At 54.8% G+C, this 15527-nt stretch carries 13 protein-coding genes and 1 other RNA gene; 6 read left to right on the top strand and 8 right to left on the bottom strand.

The window, feature by feature from the left end:
* Positions 1–76: 76 nt before the first annotated feature.
* Entirely contained in the window at positions 77–403 is a 327-nt protein-coding gene (locus tag AC4LF3_RS13230; RefSeq protein ID WP_010795050.1) for a hypothetical protein, read from the top strand.
* 51 nt (positions 404–454) lie between these two features.
* On the opposite strand, the gene sstT is transcribed toward AC4LF3_RS13230, so the two are convergent.
* The 3 genes from sstT to AC4LF3_RS13215 all read right to left on the bottom strand — a co-directional run bounded on the left by sstT (position 455) and on the right by AC4LF3_RS13215 (position 7006).
* Positions 455–1669, bottom strand: a complete 1215-nt coding sequence (sstT, locus tag AC4LF3_RS13225) for a serine/threonine transporter SstT (RefSeq protein ID WP_491835448.1) — start codon at positions 1667–1669, stop codon at positions 455–457.
* 357 nt (positions 1670–2026) lie between these two features.
* Complete coding sequence (locus tag AC4LF3_RS13220; protein WP_125888270.1) at positions 2027–5089, bottom strand: PAS domain S-box protein; 3063 nt, start codon at positions 5087–5089, stop codon at positions 2027–2029.
* 132 nt (positions 5090–5221) lie between these two features.
* Entirely contained in the window at positions 5222–7006 is a 1785-nt protein-coding gene (locus tag AC4LF3_RS13215) for a sensor domain-containing phosphodiesterase (protein WP_491835447.1), read from the bottom strand.
* Between the two features lie 216 nt (positions 7007–7222).
* On the opposite strand from AC4LF3_RS13215, the gene AC4LF3_RS13210 reads away from it, so the two are divergent.
* Positions 7223–7780 carry a DNA-3-methyladenine glycosylase gene (locus AC4LF3_RS13210; RefSeq protein ID WP_312271011.1) on the top strand — a complete coding sequence of 186 codons (558 nt, stop codon included), beginning with the start codon at positions 7223–7225 and terminating at the stop codon, positions 7778–7780.
* A gap of 135 nt (positions 7781–7915) precedes the next feature.
* Complete coding sequence (locus AC4LF3_RS13205; protein WP_491835446.1) at positions 7916–9187, top strand: cytochrome P450; 1272 nt, start codon at positions 7916–7918, stop codon at positions 9185–9187.
* Between the two features lie 121 nt (positions 9188–9308).
* Here the strand turns inward: AC4LF3_RS13205 and AC4LF3_RS13200 are convergent, their stop codons facing one another.
* Together AC4LF3_RS13200 and AC4LF3_RS13195 are read right to left on the bottom strand one after the other, a co-directional pair.
* The gene (locus tag AC4LF3_RS13200; RefSeq protein WP_010795044.1) at positions 9309–9641 is read right to left on the bottom strand and encodes a hypothetical protein; all 333 of its coding nucleotides are present in this window, start codon (positions 9639–9641) and stop codon (positions 9309–9311) included.
* A gap of 183 nt (positions 9642–9824) precedes the next feature.
* On the bottom strand, positions 9825–10913 hold the full coding sequence (locus AC4LF3_RS13195) for a hypothetical protein (RefSeq protein WP_491835445.1): 1089 nt from the start codon (positions 10911–10913) through the stop codon (positions 9825–9827).
* A gap of 375 nt (positions 10914–11288) precedes the next feature.
* Between AC4LF3_RS13195 and AC4LF3_RS13190 the strand changes: the two genes are divergently transcribed.
* The gene (locus AC4LF3_RS13190; protein WP_150346992.1) at positions 11289–11759 is read left to right on the top strand and encodes an Hsp20 family protein; all 471 of its coding nucleotides are present in this window, start codon (positions 11289–11291) and stop codon (positions 11757–11759) included.
* A gap of 200 nt (positions 11760–11959) precedes the next feature.
* Here AC4LF3_RS13190 and AC4LF3_RS13185 read toward each other — a convergent pair whose 3' ends face one another.
* The 3 genes from AC4LF3_RS13185 to ssrA all read right to left on the bottom strand — a co-directional run bounded on the left by AC4LF3_RS13185 (position 11960) and on the right by ssrA (position 13310).
* Entirely contained in the window at positions 11960–12163 is a 204-nt protein-coding gene (locus tag AC4LF3_RS13185; protein ID WP_122042118.1) for a hypothetical protein, read from the bottom strand.
* Between the two features lie 158 nt (positions 12164–12321).
* Entirely contained in the window at positions 12322–12810 is a 489-nt protein-coding gene (locus AC4LF3_RS13180; RefSeq protein WP_122042119.1) for a hypothetical protein, read from the bottom strand.
* 146 nt (positions 12811–12956) lie between these two features.
* Positions 12957–13310: a transfer-messenger RNA gene (ssrA, locus tag AC4LF3_RS13175) on the bottom strand.
* 296 nt (positions 13311–13606) lie between these two features.
* Between ssrA and AC4LF3_RS13170 the strand changes: the two genes are divergently transcribed.
* Both AC4LF3_RS13170 and AC4LF3_RS13165 read left to right on the top strand, forming a co-directional pair.
* Positions 13607–14416 carry an SDR family NAD(P)-dependent oxidoreductase gene (locus AC4LF3_RS13170; RefSeq protein ID WP_074823659.1) on the top strand — a complete coding sequence of 270 codons (810 nt, stop codon included), beginning with the start codon at positions 13607–13609 and terminating at the stop codon, positions 14414–14416.
* Positions 14417–15272: 856 nt separating this feature from the next.
* Positions 15273–15488, top strand: coding sequence for a hypothetical protein (locus AC4LF3_RS13165; RefSeq protein ID WP_010795032.1), 216 nt, complete (start codon positions 15273–15275; stop codon positions 15486–15488).
* Positions 15489–15527: the final 39 nt, after the last annotated feature.

Raw genomic sequence — 15527 nt, 5'->3', positions numbered from 1 at the left:
AGCGTAGCGATGTCAATCAGGGTTCGGCATGGCGTGCAGCCGTGAGTGCTGCCGGGCCGGAAAAGGATGAAGATTCATGCGCAAGACAATCGTGATGCTTTCCCTGGCGCTCTTGGCAGCCTGTACCCATGGGAACAAGAATGACCAGACCGCTCAGGATGTGCAGATTGAGCGGTACATGACCGAGCAGCAACTCGTAGGCTCGATGGGTAAACCGGATCATGTACAGAAGGAAGGGTCGCTGACCGTCCTTGTTTACAGGGACCGGTTGCTCAGCATGTCAGCCGATCGCTCGGATTATTCCTTTATCTTTGACGGGGGCCACCTCGTCGAATACACCCCTGGAAGGGTCAAGGTGCAGACCCAGAACGGCACGCCAAAGATTACAGTGGAGCCTGCCTGACTGTAGGGAGTAGGGCAGCGGAAAGGGAGGTTTCTTTCCGCTGCCTAACTGTCAGGCTTCCTTGGCCTGACAGGCCGCTGCCGTAAAGATCACATCGGTGGAAGAGTTCAGGGCGGTTTCTGCCGAGTCCTGAACCACCCCGATAATGAAGCCTACCGCTACCACTTGCATGGCGATTTCACTGGGAATCCCGAACAGGCTGCAGGCCAGTGGGATCAGCAGCAGCGAACCGCCCGCGACGCCTGACGCACCGCAGGCACAAACCGCGGCCACTATGCTGAGCAGAAGAGCCGTCGGAATATCAACGGAAATACCCAGTGTTTCGACTGCAGCCAGTGTTAGCACAGTAATGGTAATGGCTGCGCCAGCCATATTAATCGTGGCGCCTAGCGGAATCGAAACCGAATAGGTGTCCTCATGCAGGCCCAACCGTTCGCACAAGCCCAGGTTGACCGGTACGTTTGCGGCCGAGCTACGGGTGAAGAACGCCGTGATGCCACTCTCGCGCAGGCAGGTCAGGACAAGGGGGTAGGGGTTGCGTCGTGTTTTCCAGTACACGATGAGCGGGTTAACCACAAAGGCCACCAGCAGCATGCAACCAATCAATACGACCAAAAGATGCAGGTAACCCGCCAAGGCATCAAACCCGGACGTTGCCAGGGTCGAGGATACAAGACCGAAAATGCCGAGCGGCGCAAAGCGAATCACGAAGCGGACAATACTCGAAACGCCATCCGCCAGATCAGTGAACACGGTACGGGTCGTCTCGCTGGCATGACGGAAGGCAATGCCCAGGCCAATGGCCCAGGCCAGAATGCCCATGAAATTAGCATTGATAAGCGCGTTGACCGGGTTATCGACGATGCTCAGCAGCAATGTTTGCAATACGCTGCTGATCCCTTCCGGCGGGCTGATATCGCTGGTATGGGCGCCCAGCGTCAAGGTGGATGGGAAGAGAAAGCTGGCTAGTACAGCAATTACCGATGCAGACAGCGTCCCGATTACATATAACCACAGGATGGGTTTGATATGGGTAGGTTGTCCCTGCTTGTGATTGGCAATGGAGGACGCTACCAGAACAAATACCAGGATCGGCGCAACCGCTTTCAGGGCTGTGACGAACACGGAGCCGATGAAACCTGTGGCCTGGGCCGCAGAGGGCGCAACGAGCGCAAGCACGATGCCAGCGATCAGTCCGATGAGAATCTGCATCACCAGACTGGAGCGCATCAGCCAGTTCAGAAAGGGGTTTGTAGCTTGGGTCATGGCAAGATCAACTTATAAGGAAGCGGGGCGATGTTGGCAAAGAAGAGGTTCGTGCGTTCCCTTCACGCGAGTTGAATACACGCCGTACAGGATCAGTCTGTCCCGCTAAAGGTTCGTTTTTCACGTACGGCCATTGAGCGAAGCGACGGATTTTAAAGGTATTTGCCTGCTTTTGGACACTAAAAGCGCAAAAGCCGATCGCCAGCAAGGCGTAATGGCCTATTGATACAGAGTTGTTGAATGCGTTTGTGGAGCGCAACCCTGACAATCTTGCCTTATACGGGCTTATTCAGGCGCCTCGTGATATGAATCATGCCCTTCGGGAGAGGGGCATGATCCTTAATCTCCTGACGCGCATCAATCTTGAGCCTTGATCATCTCTTGAATCTTGCTGGCCAAGGCATCCACATTGAACGGCTTGGTAATGATCTCCATGTTTTCGCCCAGGTAGCCTTCGACCTGGGCGCCTTCGGCATAGCCTGTAGCAAACAGGATCTTCAGCTCCGGTCGCAGGGTTCTGGCTACATCGGCCAGCTGGCGGCCGTTCATTCCCGGCAGTCCCACGTCGGAGATCATCAGATCGATCTGTTGACCATTTTGTAGCAGAGGAATCGCCTGCTGCGCATCGACCGCCTCAAGCGAGCTATAGCCCAGCTCATCGAGCACTTCGACGATCAGCGAGCGGACAATGGTTTCGTCCTCCACCACCAATACAGTCTCTCCGGAGCCTTTAAGCAATTGTCTTTCGGTATTGATCGCGTGCTCATCCAGCGCGCCACGGTATCGAGGTAGATATAGCCTGACGCTTGTACCTTTGCCCTGTGTGGAGAAGATTCGGACCTGTCCCTTGGATTGTTTGGCGTAGCCATAAATCATGGACAAGCCAAGGCCGGTACCCTGACCGATGGGTTTGGTGGTGAAAAACGGATCAAAGGCGCGCTCGATAACCTCTGGGCTCATGCCCGTCCCGGTATCGTTTACACACAGTACGACATAGTCACCTGGCGCCAATGTCAGGTGTGGATCGTCAGTGTGCTCATCAAAGTGCGCCGAGGAGGTGGCAATAGTGATCGTTCCGCCCTCCGGCATGGCATCACGGGCATTGATCACAAGGTTAAGCAGCGCGCTTTCCAGCTGATTCGTATCGGTAAGCGCCGGCCATAATCCTGCTGCAAGCGTCGTATCGAGGGCTATCTTTTCACCAATGGTGCGTCTGAGCAGCTCCTCCATCGATGCAACCAGGGTGTTCAGGTTGACCGGTTTGAGATCCAGAGCCTGGCGCCGCGAAAAAGCCAGAAGACGTTGGGTGAGGGCGGCTGCACGCTGCGCCGATGTGACTGCAGCGCTCATATACCGTTCCAGGTCCTGGGCGCGCCCTGATTCATAACGGCGTTGCATCAGGTCCAGCGAGCCGATAATGCCCGTCAGCAGATTGTTGAAGTCATGGGCGATACCGCCGGTGAGCTGGCCGACAGCTTCCATTTTCTGGGATTGACGAAGTTGATCCTCAAGCTGACGCTGCTCGGTAATATCCCGACCAACCGAATAGATCAATCCTTCCTCGGGTACGGCTGTCCAGGAGGTCAACCTATAGTTGCCATTCTGATGGAGCAGGCGTACTTCATAGGAACGGGCCCGCCGTTCCTGATCGATGATGCTGAGCCCATGCGTGACGCGGTCAACATCATCAGGATGAATGAATTCAAGATAGTTTCTGCCAAGCAGATCGTTTTCCGACCAGCCTAGCGTCTCGTACCAGGCCTCGTTCACCGAAATGAGTCGGCCATCCAGTTGGCAGACCTTCATCAGATCGTTACTTAAACGCCAGATTCGATCACGCTCGCGCGTGCGTAGCTCAATCTGCTTTTCAAGCTCCTCCCGTGAGCGGGAAAGGACCTCGCGAGCATCGATGATGTCTTGAATATCGGTCGATGTACCAAACCAGCCCTCGACCGTACCACGCTCATTACGTACCGGCTGAGCCCGTCCGAGTACCCAGCGGTATTGGCCGGAGCGATGGCGAAGCCGAAACTCTGTGCGGTAGGGCTCTCCACTTGTGAGGCATTGCTGCCAAGACGCCCAAGTGGTCTCCCGATCATCGGGGTGAACCATCTCAATCCACTTGTCACCATCGGTATGCTCTGCCACCGATCCGGTGAATTCATACCAGCGCTCGTTGAAGTAGTAATGATGACCATCCGGGCGACTGGCCCAGACCATCTGGTCAATGGAGTTCGTGATGGCCTTAAAGCGTGCTTCGCTTTCCGACAAGGCGGCTTCGGCCTGCTTACGCGCGGTGACATCCAGAAAGAGCACAACAAAGCGGGTAGGGTCCAGACGCCTTAACCAGGACTCGAACCAACGACCTTCCAACGCCTGCAGCTGCAGTTCAAAATGTACGGGATCGTTATGACGTATGAAGCGTGCATAACTCTCTATCAGCGTGTCATCGATATGAGGTAGTGCTTCGCGGAGGGTCCGGCCTTGCACCTGCTCGGGCGGAAGCCCGGTTAGCTGGCTAAACGCTGGGTTGACCTCGATAAAACGGAAGTCAACCATATGGCCTGTTGCGTTCAGGATGGGCTCTGCGACGAAAAAGCCTTCCTGCATCTCCTGGGTAAGGTTGCGCAAGCGAGCATCGCTTTCAAGGTGAGCCTGTTCAGCCCGTTTGCGATCGGTGATGTCGTAGCACACGCCAAAATAACGCATGCCTTCACGAGTATTGACCAGAATAGGCTCGCCTCGACGAGCCATCCAGCGTTCCTCTCCGTTGTCAGGCCTGCGGATACGATACTCGACGTAATCCAATGCACCCTCTAAAAACTCATGACTGTTGGTGATAACACGTGCGCGATCTTCAGGGTGGATGAGTGCAATCAACTCCTCGATCTGAAAGCTCTCCTGCTCAGGCAGCCCCCAAAGCTGGCACATCTCCCGAGACACAGTTATGCGTCCTTGAGCCGGGTGCAATTCGAACGTTCCGATCTCTCCTACCTGTTGAGCCAGTCGCAGACGCTCTGCAGCAAGACGCTCGGGCGTACGGTCACGCAGGATCTTGGAATAGCCCATCAGCACGCCATCCCTGCGCAGCGCACTCATCTCGCCGCTGGCCCAGAAGCGTGTGCCATCCTGTTTGATATGCCACCGCTCATCCTTAGCGCAACCGCATTGGGCGGCTTCCGTCATCTCAACGTTAGGCCGATCCTGTGCACAATCTTCTGGTGTAAAGAAAATAGATATCGGCTGGCCAATGGCTTCGGCTGCCGACCAGCCCAGGACCTTTTCCGCGCTGGGGTTCCAGTCCACGATGGTTCCTGATAGGTCGGACACGACCACGGCATAGTCAGAGGTATTGGCCAGTACCAGTTGGGCCAGTTCACCAGGGCTCAGGGCGCTGAGGGAGGATCTACCGGATTCCATAAGTAATACTTTTTTCTATCGGTTCATGATGTGACAGAAAAAGTAAGGGTTTATCCCATTGATAAGAAAACCGCCTTAAGAGGCTGAGAATTGCTAGACGGCTTTGTTGTTCGATAGGACTCAGGAGGAACTTTAATAGCGAAGCGGTCTGCTCTCTAGCCATTCAAGCAGGGCAAGGGCCGGCATGGGACGAGCCATGAGATAACCCTGACCTTCATCGCATCCCCAGTTTCGCATCAGCTTGTAGATCTCCTCGGTCTCGATGCCTTCGGCCACTACCCGGTAGTCCATCTCCTTGGCCAGTTTTATCATGGCCCTGACGATGCGTTTATCCTTTTCCTGCCGAAGCGTATTGTGGATGAAGGACTGGTCAAGCTTGACCACAGACGCCGGAATATCCCGCAGATACGACCAGTTGCTGTAGCCCGTACCAAAGTCATCGATAGCGATGACGATCCCGAGATCGTGGATGCGCTCCAGTTGGCGCTGCACAACTTCGGTCTGCCGGATCAGGGCGCCCTCGGTAAACTCCACCTCCAGCCGTTGCGCTGGCAGGTCATATTCCCTGAGCAGGGCAGTCAGCGTATCGGTAAACACCTCATCGTCCAGATCGGCCGCGGATACGTTGATGGCTACCGTCAGGTTCAGTCCCTGTTGTTGCCATGCCTTCGCCTGTTTGACTGCAGCCTTGAGTACCCACAGGCTGACTGAGCGAATCAGGAACGTCTTTTCAGCCAGCGGTATGAATTCGCCTGGGCTGATGTCGCCCAGCGTAGGATGACGCCAGCGGAGCAGGGCTTCCACAGACGTACACTCACTGGTAGCCAGCTGGATTTTAGGCTGGAAGTAGAGCCTGAGCTGATCGTCCGCCTGAAGCGCTATCGTCAGTGCGCTCAGCAGGCGAAAGGCGCGCTGCTGCGCATGGTCGCGGCGCGGGCTGTACATTTCCCAGCCAGCATTGTTTTCCCGTGCATCGTCTGCCGCGCTGACCAGCGAACGTATCCAGTCCGTCGAGCGTGCCTTTTCCTTGTTAAGGACCAGAATGCCCAGACCTATCTGCGTCTGGATGGGAATGGTGTCGCAAACCAGCGGCGCCTCAAAGGACTCGAGGATGTGCCTGTAAAGCGTTTCAGCTGCCTCCGTTTCGATGTCCGCCAACATAAACGCAATGCGTGTAGGACTGATTCTGTAAAGTGCAAGATCCCTGGGTACAACAGCCTGTAGGCGATCCTTGATCAGAAGCATGAGCCGTTCTGAAAACGTATAGCCCAACGCTTTGACGATGTCGTTGAGGATGCGAGGCGCAATCACATCGACTGCCACCAGCGTGATCGGAAGATCCTGGTCCGAGAAAAAGGTCGAGACATCTCTCTCCAGGCGAGGGCGATTGAACAGGCCGGTCGGTAAATCAATGAAGTTGAGGTTGCGCAGCGTTTCCACACGCGTCATGACCAGCTCGGCAAGCTGACTCAGCAGCTTTACCTGATGCTTATCCAGGGAAGGCCGTGGCTTCGTGTCAATGATGCACAAACTGCCCAGCCCAAGGCCCTGTTGAGTCAGTAGGGGAGCGCCTGCGTAAAAGCGGATATGAGGCTCCCCCGTAACCAGCGGATTGTCCCTGAAGCGATGGTCTTGGGTAGCATCGCTGACCATGAAAAGCTCATCACTCAAGATGGCATGGTTACAGAAGGAGTGCTCACGCGGCGTTTCGCTGATGGTAAGCCCGACGCTTGCACTGAACCATTGCCGGTGAGTATCGATAATCGAAATCAGGGCAATCGGGACCTGAAACAACTCGGCAGCCAGCGCAACGATCTTGTCGAAAGCGCGATCCGGTTCCGGATTGATCAGGCACAGCTGCTGGATTTCTGCAATCCGCTCGGACTCGTTCGCGGGAGTGGGCACTAGGTTGTTCATGATTGTTATCAGGCGTGGGCTATTTTTGGATCATATGGGTTTTGTGATACATGTCAGATATTAAAAATTCCTACCAAGCGTTTAGAAAATGCCTGTTAAAGCAACGTCAAGATCGGCCGATAAGGTTGCACACGTTCAATCTGGAATGATCGTTCAACGGCACCTGAGGTCCTCAGGAGTGTCATGTGTCTCTATGACTGTATAGGCAATATGACCATGACTGTACCGATTGATTTTGCATCTCCTGCTCATGAAGTGGCACATCAACTGATTGGCTGGGTTTTTACCGTTAATGGTGTAGGCGGGCGGATCGTCGAGACCGAAGCCTATGATCGCGAAGACCCAGCCTCCCATAGCTTTTCCGGGCTTACGCGGCGTAACGCCACCATGTTTGGGCCGCCAGGCCATCTCTATGTCTATCGCTCCTACGGCATCCACTGGTGCCTGAACATCGTCTGCTGCGACACGGGGCATGGGGCGGGTGTGCTGATCCGCGCATTGGAGCCCTTGGAAGGAATTGACATCATGCGTGAGCGCCGCGGACTCGATACGCTACGCCTGCTATGTGCAGGCCCAGGGCGTGTGTGTCAGGCTCTGGGAATTACCGGAGAGCACGACGGGCTTGTACTGGAGTCGCCAGGCCTCGAATTGGCCGCACCGACAGCGCCTTTTGAGACGATTTCAGGGCCACGGATCGGTATCACCAAGGCGCGCGATGTGCCCTGGCGGTTTGGTTTGAAAGGGTCCCCTTTTCTAAGCCGCAGCTTTCGCTAGTCTGACGGCTGGTCGCTACATACAGCACCTTTGGCGTGTCTGCAGGGTCGATTAAGGCATCACGCGTGCGTTCGCCTGCCCATCGGCAGAGCGTTACGGCAATGTGCAAGTCGATCAATTGGAGTGCCGTCGTTTATGTCAGCGATCCCTAAAGACCCCCATCTGGACAGCTCTATCACCTTGCTCAAGGAGGGATACCGCTACATCCCTGAGCGCTGCCGTCGTTACCAGAGCGATGTCTTTCAGGCGCGCCTGCTCATGCAGAACACTATCTGTCTGTCCGGGGAGGAGGGGGCCAGGCTATTTTACGACGAGTCGCTTTTCATGCGGGAAGCGGCCGCCCCCCGTATGTTGAAAAAGACCCTGTTTGGCTTTGGCTCCATTCAAGGGCTGGACGGGCAGGCGCACCGCGTGCGCAAGCAGATGTTCATGTCATTGATGACGCCCGACAATATCCAACGACTGACGGCCCGGTACGCCGAGCAATGGCAGCGAGACATTTCCGCCTGGACCGGTAATCACGAAGTTATCCTGCTCTATGCAGCCCAGTTTCAGCTCTGCCGGGTCGTTTGTGAGTGGTCCGGCGTGCCGCTGCCCGAGGGTGACGTAGCCAAGCGCCGTTTGCAGCTCACCGCTCTGATTGATGGCGCGGGTGGGATAGGGCTTCGGCACCTCAATGGCCGAAAGGCTCGCAAAGAAGCTGAAGCCTGGATTGCAGATCTCGTCACGCAGGTGCGTCAGGGTGCGTTGAATCCGGCTCCGCAAACGGCCTTGTACGTCTTCAGCCACCATAAGGACAGTGATGGCAACCAGCTTGACCCTAAAACGGCTGCGGTCGAAATTCTCAATGTGCTGAGGCCTGCCGTAGCGGTTGCACGCTTTGTAGTCTTTGCTGCCTGGGCCCTGAACAAGCACCCCGAGTGGCAACAACGGCTGCGCGACGAGCCGAGCATGCTGGAACCCTTTGTACAAGAAGTGCGGCGCGTCTTTTCGTTCTTTCCCTTTACAGTGGCGCGTGTTCGCAAGAACTTCGAGTGGAAAGGCTATCCCTTTACCAAGGGAACTCGCGTTCTGCTGGATCTCTATGGCATCAATCACGATGCGAGAATCTGGAAGGACCCTGAGCGATTTGATCCTGAGCGGTTTCTGACTTGGGATGAAAACCCGTTCGGTTTTGTCACTCAAGGCGGTGGCGACCATCATCAGAACCATCGCTGCCCCGGTGAGTGGATTACGATCGAGCTGCTAAAGGTGGCAGTCAAGGCGCTTACGCAGTGGATGCGTTATGACGTACCCCCGCAGGATCTTTCGATCGATATCACGCGTATTCCAGCTCTCCCGGAAAGTCGTTTTGTGATCAGCCATGTGCGGTCGGTGGTACGTGAGTCTGCGGAGAGGGTTCAATGAGCGAAGGCTAAGGCGCTCAGCATTCGAACCTTTAGCGCCTGTGCGTCATTGCAACGGCTGTGGATCAGCAGCGCCTTGGCCTCATAAAAAGAAGCCTCGCATCAAGCGAGGCTTCTTTCAGCTACCAGCGCGGCGGGGGGCCGTAATAGCCAGGTGGCGGGCCATAGTAATAATGTGGCGGCGGAGCAGGAGCTACGCGTACAACCTGGGTCTCGTAATAGACAGGCTGCGCCGGGTAGTAAACCACCTGTGGCGGGGGCGGCGGTGGAGCCGCCTGTACGTAGACAGGCGCTTCAGCTGCGCGTGAGTTAGCCACAATCGCTCCGCCAACGACTGCCCCAACCACGGCCCCGAAAATGGCAGGCCCTGGGCCGTGCCCACCGTGAGCGGAAGCTTGGCCAGCCGCAGCGAGGCAACCTACCAGAAGCGCAATCTTGGGTAACTGGCGAATCATGAAAGTCTCCTCCTCGGGAGCCCGGCTGTATGAAAATCCGGCCATCCAATAAAACAACGAAGCGCTGTAAAGAAAAAGAGGAGGAAGGTAAAGGTTATGTAAGGACCGTTACGAGCAGATGGATGGTGAATTATGAAATGGAAAGCGGCTGCCCCCGATTAGCCAGCCGCCTGGACGTTACGATTACTGGCTAACCGTTGCGGAGTTGCCTGTTCCTGTTTGCTGGATATAGGCCTGACTCCAAGCGTTGGTCTGGTTGAGCTGAATTTGGTTTACATCGCCGGTCTGGGTGATGGTAGAGAGCAGGAAGTCTCCGCTCTGGGTGGTACTGACGAGGTTGTCATTCCCTGTCTGCGTGATATCTACCCCTCCAATCGTACCGTTCTGGGTGATGTTGACTTCGTTGTTGTCTCCCTGGCTGATCAAGGTTGCGCGCTGGTCCATACCGTCCTGGCTGATATTCAATTCGTTGTTGTTGCCGGACTGATTCATGGCCTGCGTATTGTTCCTTCCAGCCTGCTCGCTGGTCATGACGTTATTGTTTTCATCTTGAGCGAGTCGAAGACCGTTACCAAAGCCGGACTGCTCAACCGTTATGGTGTTATTCGCATCATACTGGCCGGTCCAGAGTTCATTATCGAATCCTTGCTGGCTGGCATTCACCACGTTCGAATCACCGCTCTGCCCAAAAAACATCGTTAGATCCGAGCCGTATTGACCGCCCATGAAGGCGCCTTGCTGACTGGCATTCACCGTGTTATTGCTGCCGTAGGTATAGGCTTCAGCCAGATTGTTTGAGCCCGCCTGGGTAATGGATGCGGTATGTCCAGAACCCTCCTGATAGACCGTAACGGTAGAGTCGGTCGTACCGATCTGCTGGACAGCTACCGTATGGGCATCACCGCCTTGAGTGACGGTAATCGTACTGGTTGAAACGTCATCCTGTCCTGCCAGTACCGTGTTGTTGCTGCCGTTCTGGTCAGTGGTGACGTTGCTCCCTTCGGCATAGGCCTGAGTTGCTCGGCTTAGGTTGCCGTTGCCAGCTTGAACCTGCTCTATCGTGCTGTTGTTACTGTTTGTCTGTTCGGCAATAGCCTGATTGTCATCGCCGGTTTGCGTCTGCGTCGCCGTGTTGTAGGTTCCGGCGCTTTGGTTGAGGGTTACTTCGTTGTTATTGCCTTCCTGAGTTAGTGTGGCCGAATCGAATGCTGCCATGGCCGAAAAGCTGGTCAGAGCAGATACCGCCAGTACAAGAGGTTTCAAACTGAACATAGAGACTCTCTCCTTGATCGTTGATAACGTCCATGCACGGATCGCCCGCACTGCCTGCCCCTCGGGACGCCAGCCTGGAGTTTCGCCCTAACGCTCATGGCAATCAGGCAAAACGGGCCAAGTCTCTATGGCTGTTCGTGAATAGGCTATCGCCCAAAAGATGGTTTATTGGTCGCCAACGTCGTCTATCAGGATTAAATCCTGCTCCATTCTGTTTGATTTATCTGATTCAATCAGTCCGACTATAGATCCATGAATTACCGTTCGTCGGGCGTACTGCTTGAAAAAAGCGAGCGGGTTCCTATATGGAATTCTGCGGGGCGCCGAAGCCGGGCCTTGCGTTGAAACTTGCTGATGACTCAGGAGATTCCCTATATGAACACTGCATTCTCTCTTGCTCCCTTGTTCCGCCATTCCGTTGGATTTGACCGCTTCAATGACCTGTTCGAATCCGCGCTGCGCAACGAGTCGGGTAGCTCCTACCCACCCTATAACGTGGAAAAGCACGGCGACGATCGCTATCGCATCGTGATTGCGGCTGCCGGCCTTGCCGAAGACGACCTTGAGCTTGAAGTGGAGCGGGGCGTGTTGACCGTGAAGAGCGGCCGCCGTGAGAAGAGCGCCGACAGCGTGACCTACTTGCACCAGGGCATCGCCCAGCGTGCCTTCAAGCTGTCCTTCCGCCTGGCTGATCATATCGAGGTGAAGGGCGCGAGCTTGAAGAATGGCCTGCTCAACATCGATCTGGTACGTGAAGTACCGGAAGAGGCCAAGCCCAAACGCATCGCCATCAACGGTCAGTTGAGTGCCGATGAAAAGCCTGCGCTGGAAGGGCAAGCCGCCTAAGCACAGCGGCGATAAGGCACTAGAGAAAGGGGATGTCATGAACATCCCCTTTTTGTATGGGGCTTCTTAAAAGACCCTGTTTTCATTTGATGCGTCTTTATCTGCATGCTCAGCCGTGATAGACGCAGGCAATAAAAAGCCCCGATTGCTCGGGGCTTAGGGTCGGGCAGAAAGAGAGGGAAACTGCCAGACCCGCCTTATTATCGACCGGGAATATGCAGACTTGAATAGCGGCAGGATGCCAGTGCCTTTAGCTTGCGCTGGCTGCGTTTGCCTTCAAGAATGTAAGTAAAGCCGATAGCCATCAGCAATACACCCTCGATAACGATTTGAAGGTCCTCTGGCGCAAAAAACAGGCAGAAGGATCCTGCAGCAAAGAGTATCAGGCCGAGACAGTAGAACACTTTTCTATCCTTAGCAGCGTCTTAGACTACTCACGAATGAGTGCGGCAGCTCACGTTGCTGCCTGGTATCTACGGTATCGGCTAACTCCGGTTAGCCTTTAGTCTGAAATGAGCGGTAATTGCATAGTGCGAATAATGCCCAGTTGCTGATGGAAAGGTCAGCCTTCGGTAACATCCAAGAGGCGCTGAAGCCCTTCGAGATCATCGTCAGATAGCTTGCCTTTAACATCGCAAGCCCTGTATTCCACGCGCTGGCCGGACGCAACGTACTCGAGCGCTTCCCGGGTCACGGGCGTCGTGAAGTCTTCGCCGTAGATGTCACGAAAGGTGTTGAGCTTGTATTTGCCTTCCATTTCATAGAAGACCTTGCCGTCAATCGTCCAGCGAGCAAAGCGGCAATCGCCAAAGCGGGCTTCGTTGCCAATGCTGGACAGCTTGGCAATGTATGTTGTGATCTTTCCGCCTGAGCTTGTTGTCGCCTGGCTAGCCGATACGGTAAACACCAGATCGTTGGCAGATTTATCACCCGTCCAGATTACGGAGCGCCGCTCTCTGAACTCGTCATTCTCATCCGTCAGCTCACCTGCATGGACGACCTGGGAAGCCAGGCATCCTGCTATGGCGAGTAACCAAGCCTTGTATTTCATTATCCAACCATGTCGTTAGTAGCGCCTGCCATGGTGCAGACTGTGGAACATTAAAATATCAAAATGCCATTGTATCGCCTTATTTCTAACAGTAGCTGATTTTAGGCAATAAAAAAGGGCTAGCCGTTTGGCTAGCCCTTTATGCTTGGTGGAGGCGGGGGGATTTGAACCCCCGTCCGCCAGCTCTCCGCTCTTGGCGCTACATGCTTAGCCCAATCTACTAGAGTTAACCCTTAGCGGCCCGATGGGCAGGGCGCTTGGGGCGATCTGTATAAGTTTTAGCCGTTACGTCTACAGCGAACTTGGCGGCGATCCTGTTCTGTCTGACAGTCGTTTCGGGTTTACAGGCATCCCCTAGCGACTGCTAGCCGCGTTAAGCAGCTAGAGCGTAGTTGTCGTCGTTGGCAACTATAAGTTTGCAGCAGCTAATTTACGAGGTCTGCTACCAGCTCGGCATGCTCCTCAAGTTTTGTTACCGGCGTCGAATCCTAATCGCCCCCTTGATGAGTACTGCTCACTGTATAAATGAACAGCCGAGTTGTCAAGTGCCTGATAGTAAAAGGCAGAATCTGAAGAAAGCGGGCTTTCCTCTTTCGGCACTTACATAGATGGGGGAGGCGATTCGTTTGTTCAAGGGCAGGTGAAGTTTTATTTTCACCCTATGGTTTGGCGTGGCTACCGACTCGCTGCCAGAACTGTTTTGTAGTGGCGACAGGCTACTTTTATACGGTTGGTTAGGGAGTCGCCCCGGCCTCCAGTAGGTCATACCGCTTATGACCCTTATGGAGTAACCCGCATGACTCAGACGAACAAACCTCTGGCGGTGGTAACAGGTGCCTCGAATGGCATAGGGCTGGAGCTGGCACGGCAATTCGCTCAGAACGGCTTCGACCTGCTTATCGCGTCGCGGGGCAAAGGCCTGGATGAGGCCCGGCAGACATTGCAGGCCCTAGGCGCTCAGGTCGAGTGTGCGGCGGTTGACCTCGCAACCTATGAAGGAGTAGAGCAGCTTTATTCGGCGTTTCGTGCATTGAACCGCCCAGTTGATGCGATTGCCATCAATGCGGGTGTAGGCGTTGGCGGCAGTTTCGTACCGGATACCGAGGCGGAGACGACGCTGGAGAGCGAACTTAACCTCATTCAGATCAATGTGGTGTCTGTAGTACACCTTGCCAAGTTATTCAGTCGGGACATGGTGGCTCAAGGGCGAGGTCGTATGCTTTTAACCTCTTCGATTTCAGGAACCTCACCTGTTCCGTTCGAGGCGGTATACGGAGCGTCCAAGGCCTTTGTGCGGTCGTTTGGAAATGCCATTGGCAATGAGATGAAGGGAACCGGTGTGAGCGTAACGGTATTGATGCCGGGACCGACCGAAACCAACTTTTTCCACCGGGCCGGTGAGGACGATACTCAGGTAGGCTCAGGCAAGAAGAATGATCCTGCATTGGTGGCGCAGCAGGGATTCAATGCCTTGATGGCCGGGCAAGCCGAGGTCTACGGGGGCGGGCCGGAAGTTGAGCAGGAAGGCGAAGGTCCCAATCGCACCGAGTCTGAGCAGGAAAAAGCTGAGCGTCATCGCCAGATGTCTGAGCCAGGCTCGGCTTAGCCGTTTAGCTTAGTAGCCGTCCCGCCTTGTCCGAGAACCTTTCCAGGCAGTGCCTGAGCCACACTGCCGTTGCGCAAGGTAATAGCACGAGCGGACGATGAGCAGATAGCATCTTATTAGGTGAGGTCTTTTGGCGCAGACGGCCAAGCCTGAAGACTGCTGGATGATCGATCCGTGTTCTGTCGCCGAGGCTGACCGGATGCGCCCTCTCTTTTGTAAATCCAGAACGACATCAGTGTCACAACGATGCAGAGCGGGAGCCATATAGGGTTCTGGGTATAACACCACGTATAGGTACTGCAGGCGTAAAGCCCTTCGTAGGGCATTGCCAGGGCAACCAAGCCAAGGGAGGTAAGCCAGAGGGCGAGAGTGTTCATAGGATTGCCGCTACTTCCATGTGGGGACGGACACGCTGACAGCGCGTTCTGGTATGACCGTAAACGCAAAATTAGTTCAGGCCGCTAGCGTGAAATGCTTCTGATAGACGTTTTTATGGCTGGAAGCGGCCGAGTGCCGGAAATCAGGCGTTTTTTCAGGCATGGTGCTTGCTATACCAATGTAAGGATGAGCAGGCACTGGCGCTGAAAGAAAAAAGCCTCGACGAGTCGAGGCTTAAAGACCATGGAGACAAGCAGAAGTAGGGGTGAACTGCTTGCTAAAAGGTTATCGGAGCTTTTCCGGCGTGCTTTAAGCCAAGCTGATGGATGGTTTGAAATTCTCGGGAAGTCCTTGAATTTATCAGCTATTACTTGAAAGGTGCAGGCTTTGCCCCGCCCGTTCGCAGTGCTGACAAAGGAGTGTCACTGAGGTTGTGCTGAACGTTCACCTAGATGCTCAAGATGATAGGTAAGTATTCATGACTGACAGGATATTGGTTGTGTATAGCCAGGCCCTGGCCTCTGTTTTTGGAGCAGCCCTGAAGCTAGGTGTTGATACCGACACCATTGCAGAGCAGGCCAAGCTCGATGTCATCAGCTCAGACAAGTGGGTTTCGGCTGATCTTGTCGGGGATGTGCAGATGGCCATCGAGGATGCGTTAGTCGTTGCGAAGGTTGTAGGTCGCAAGCGCTAAACGCTTCTGGTGTGCCTCAGGTGATAGCTGGCTATTTAT

The sequence above is a fragment of the Pseudomonas sp. C2.3V genome (assembly GCF_058536325.1).
This window is presented reverse-complemented; position numbering and strand designations above follow the sequence as displayed.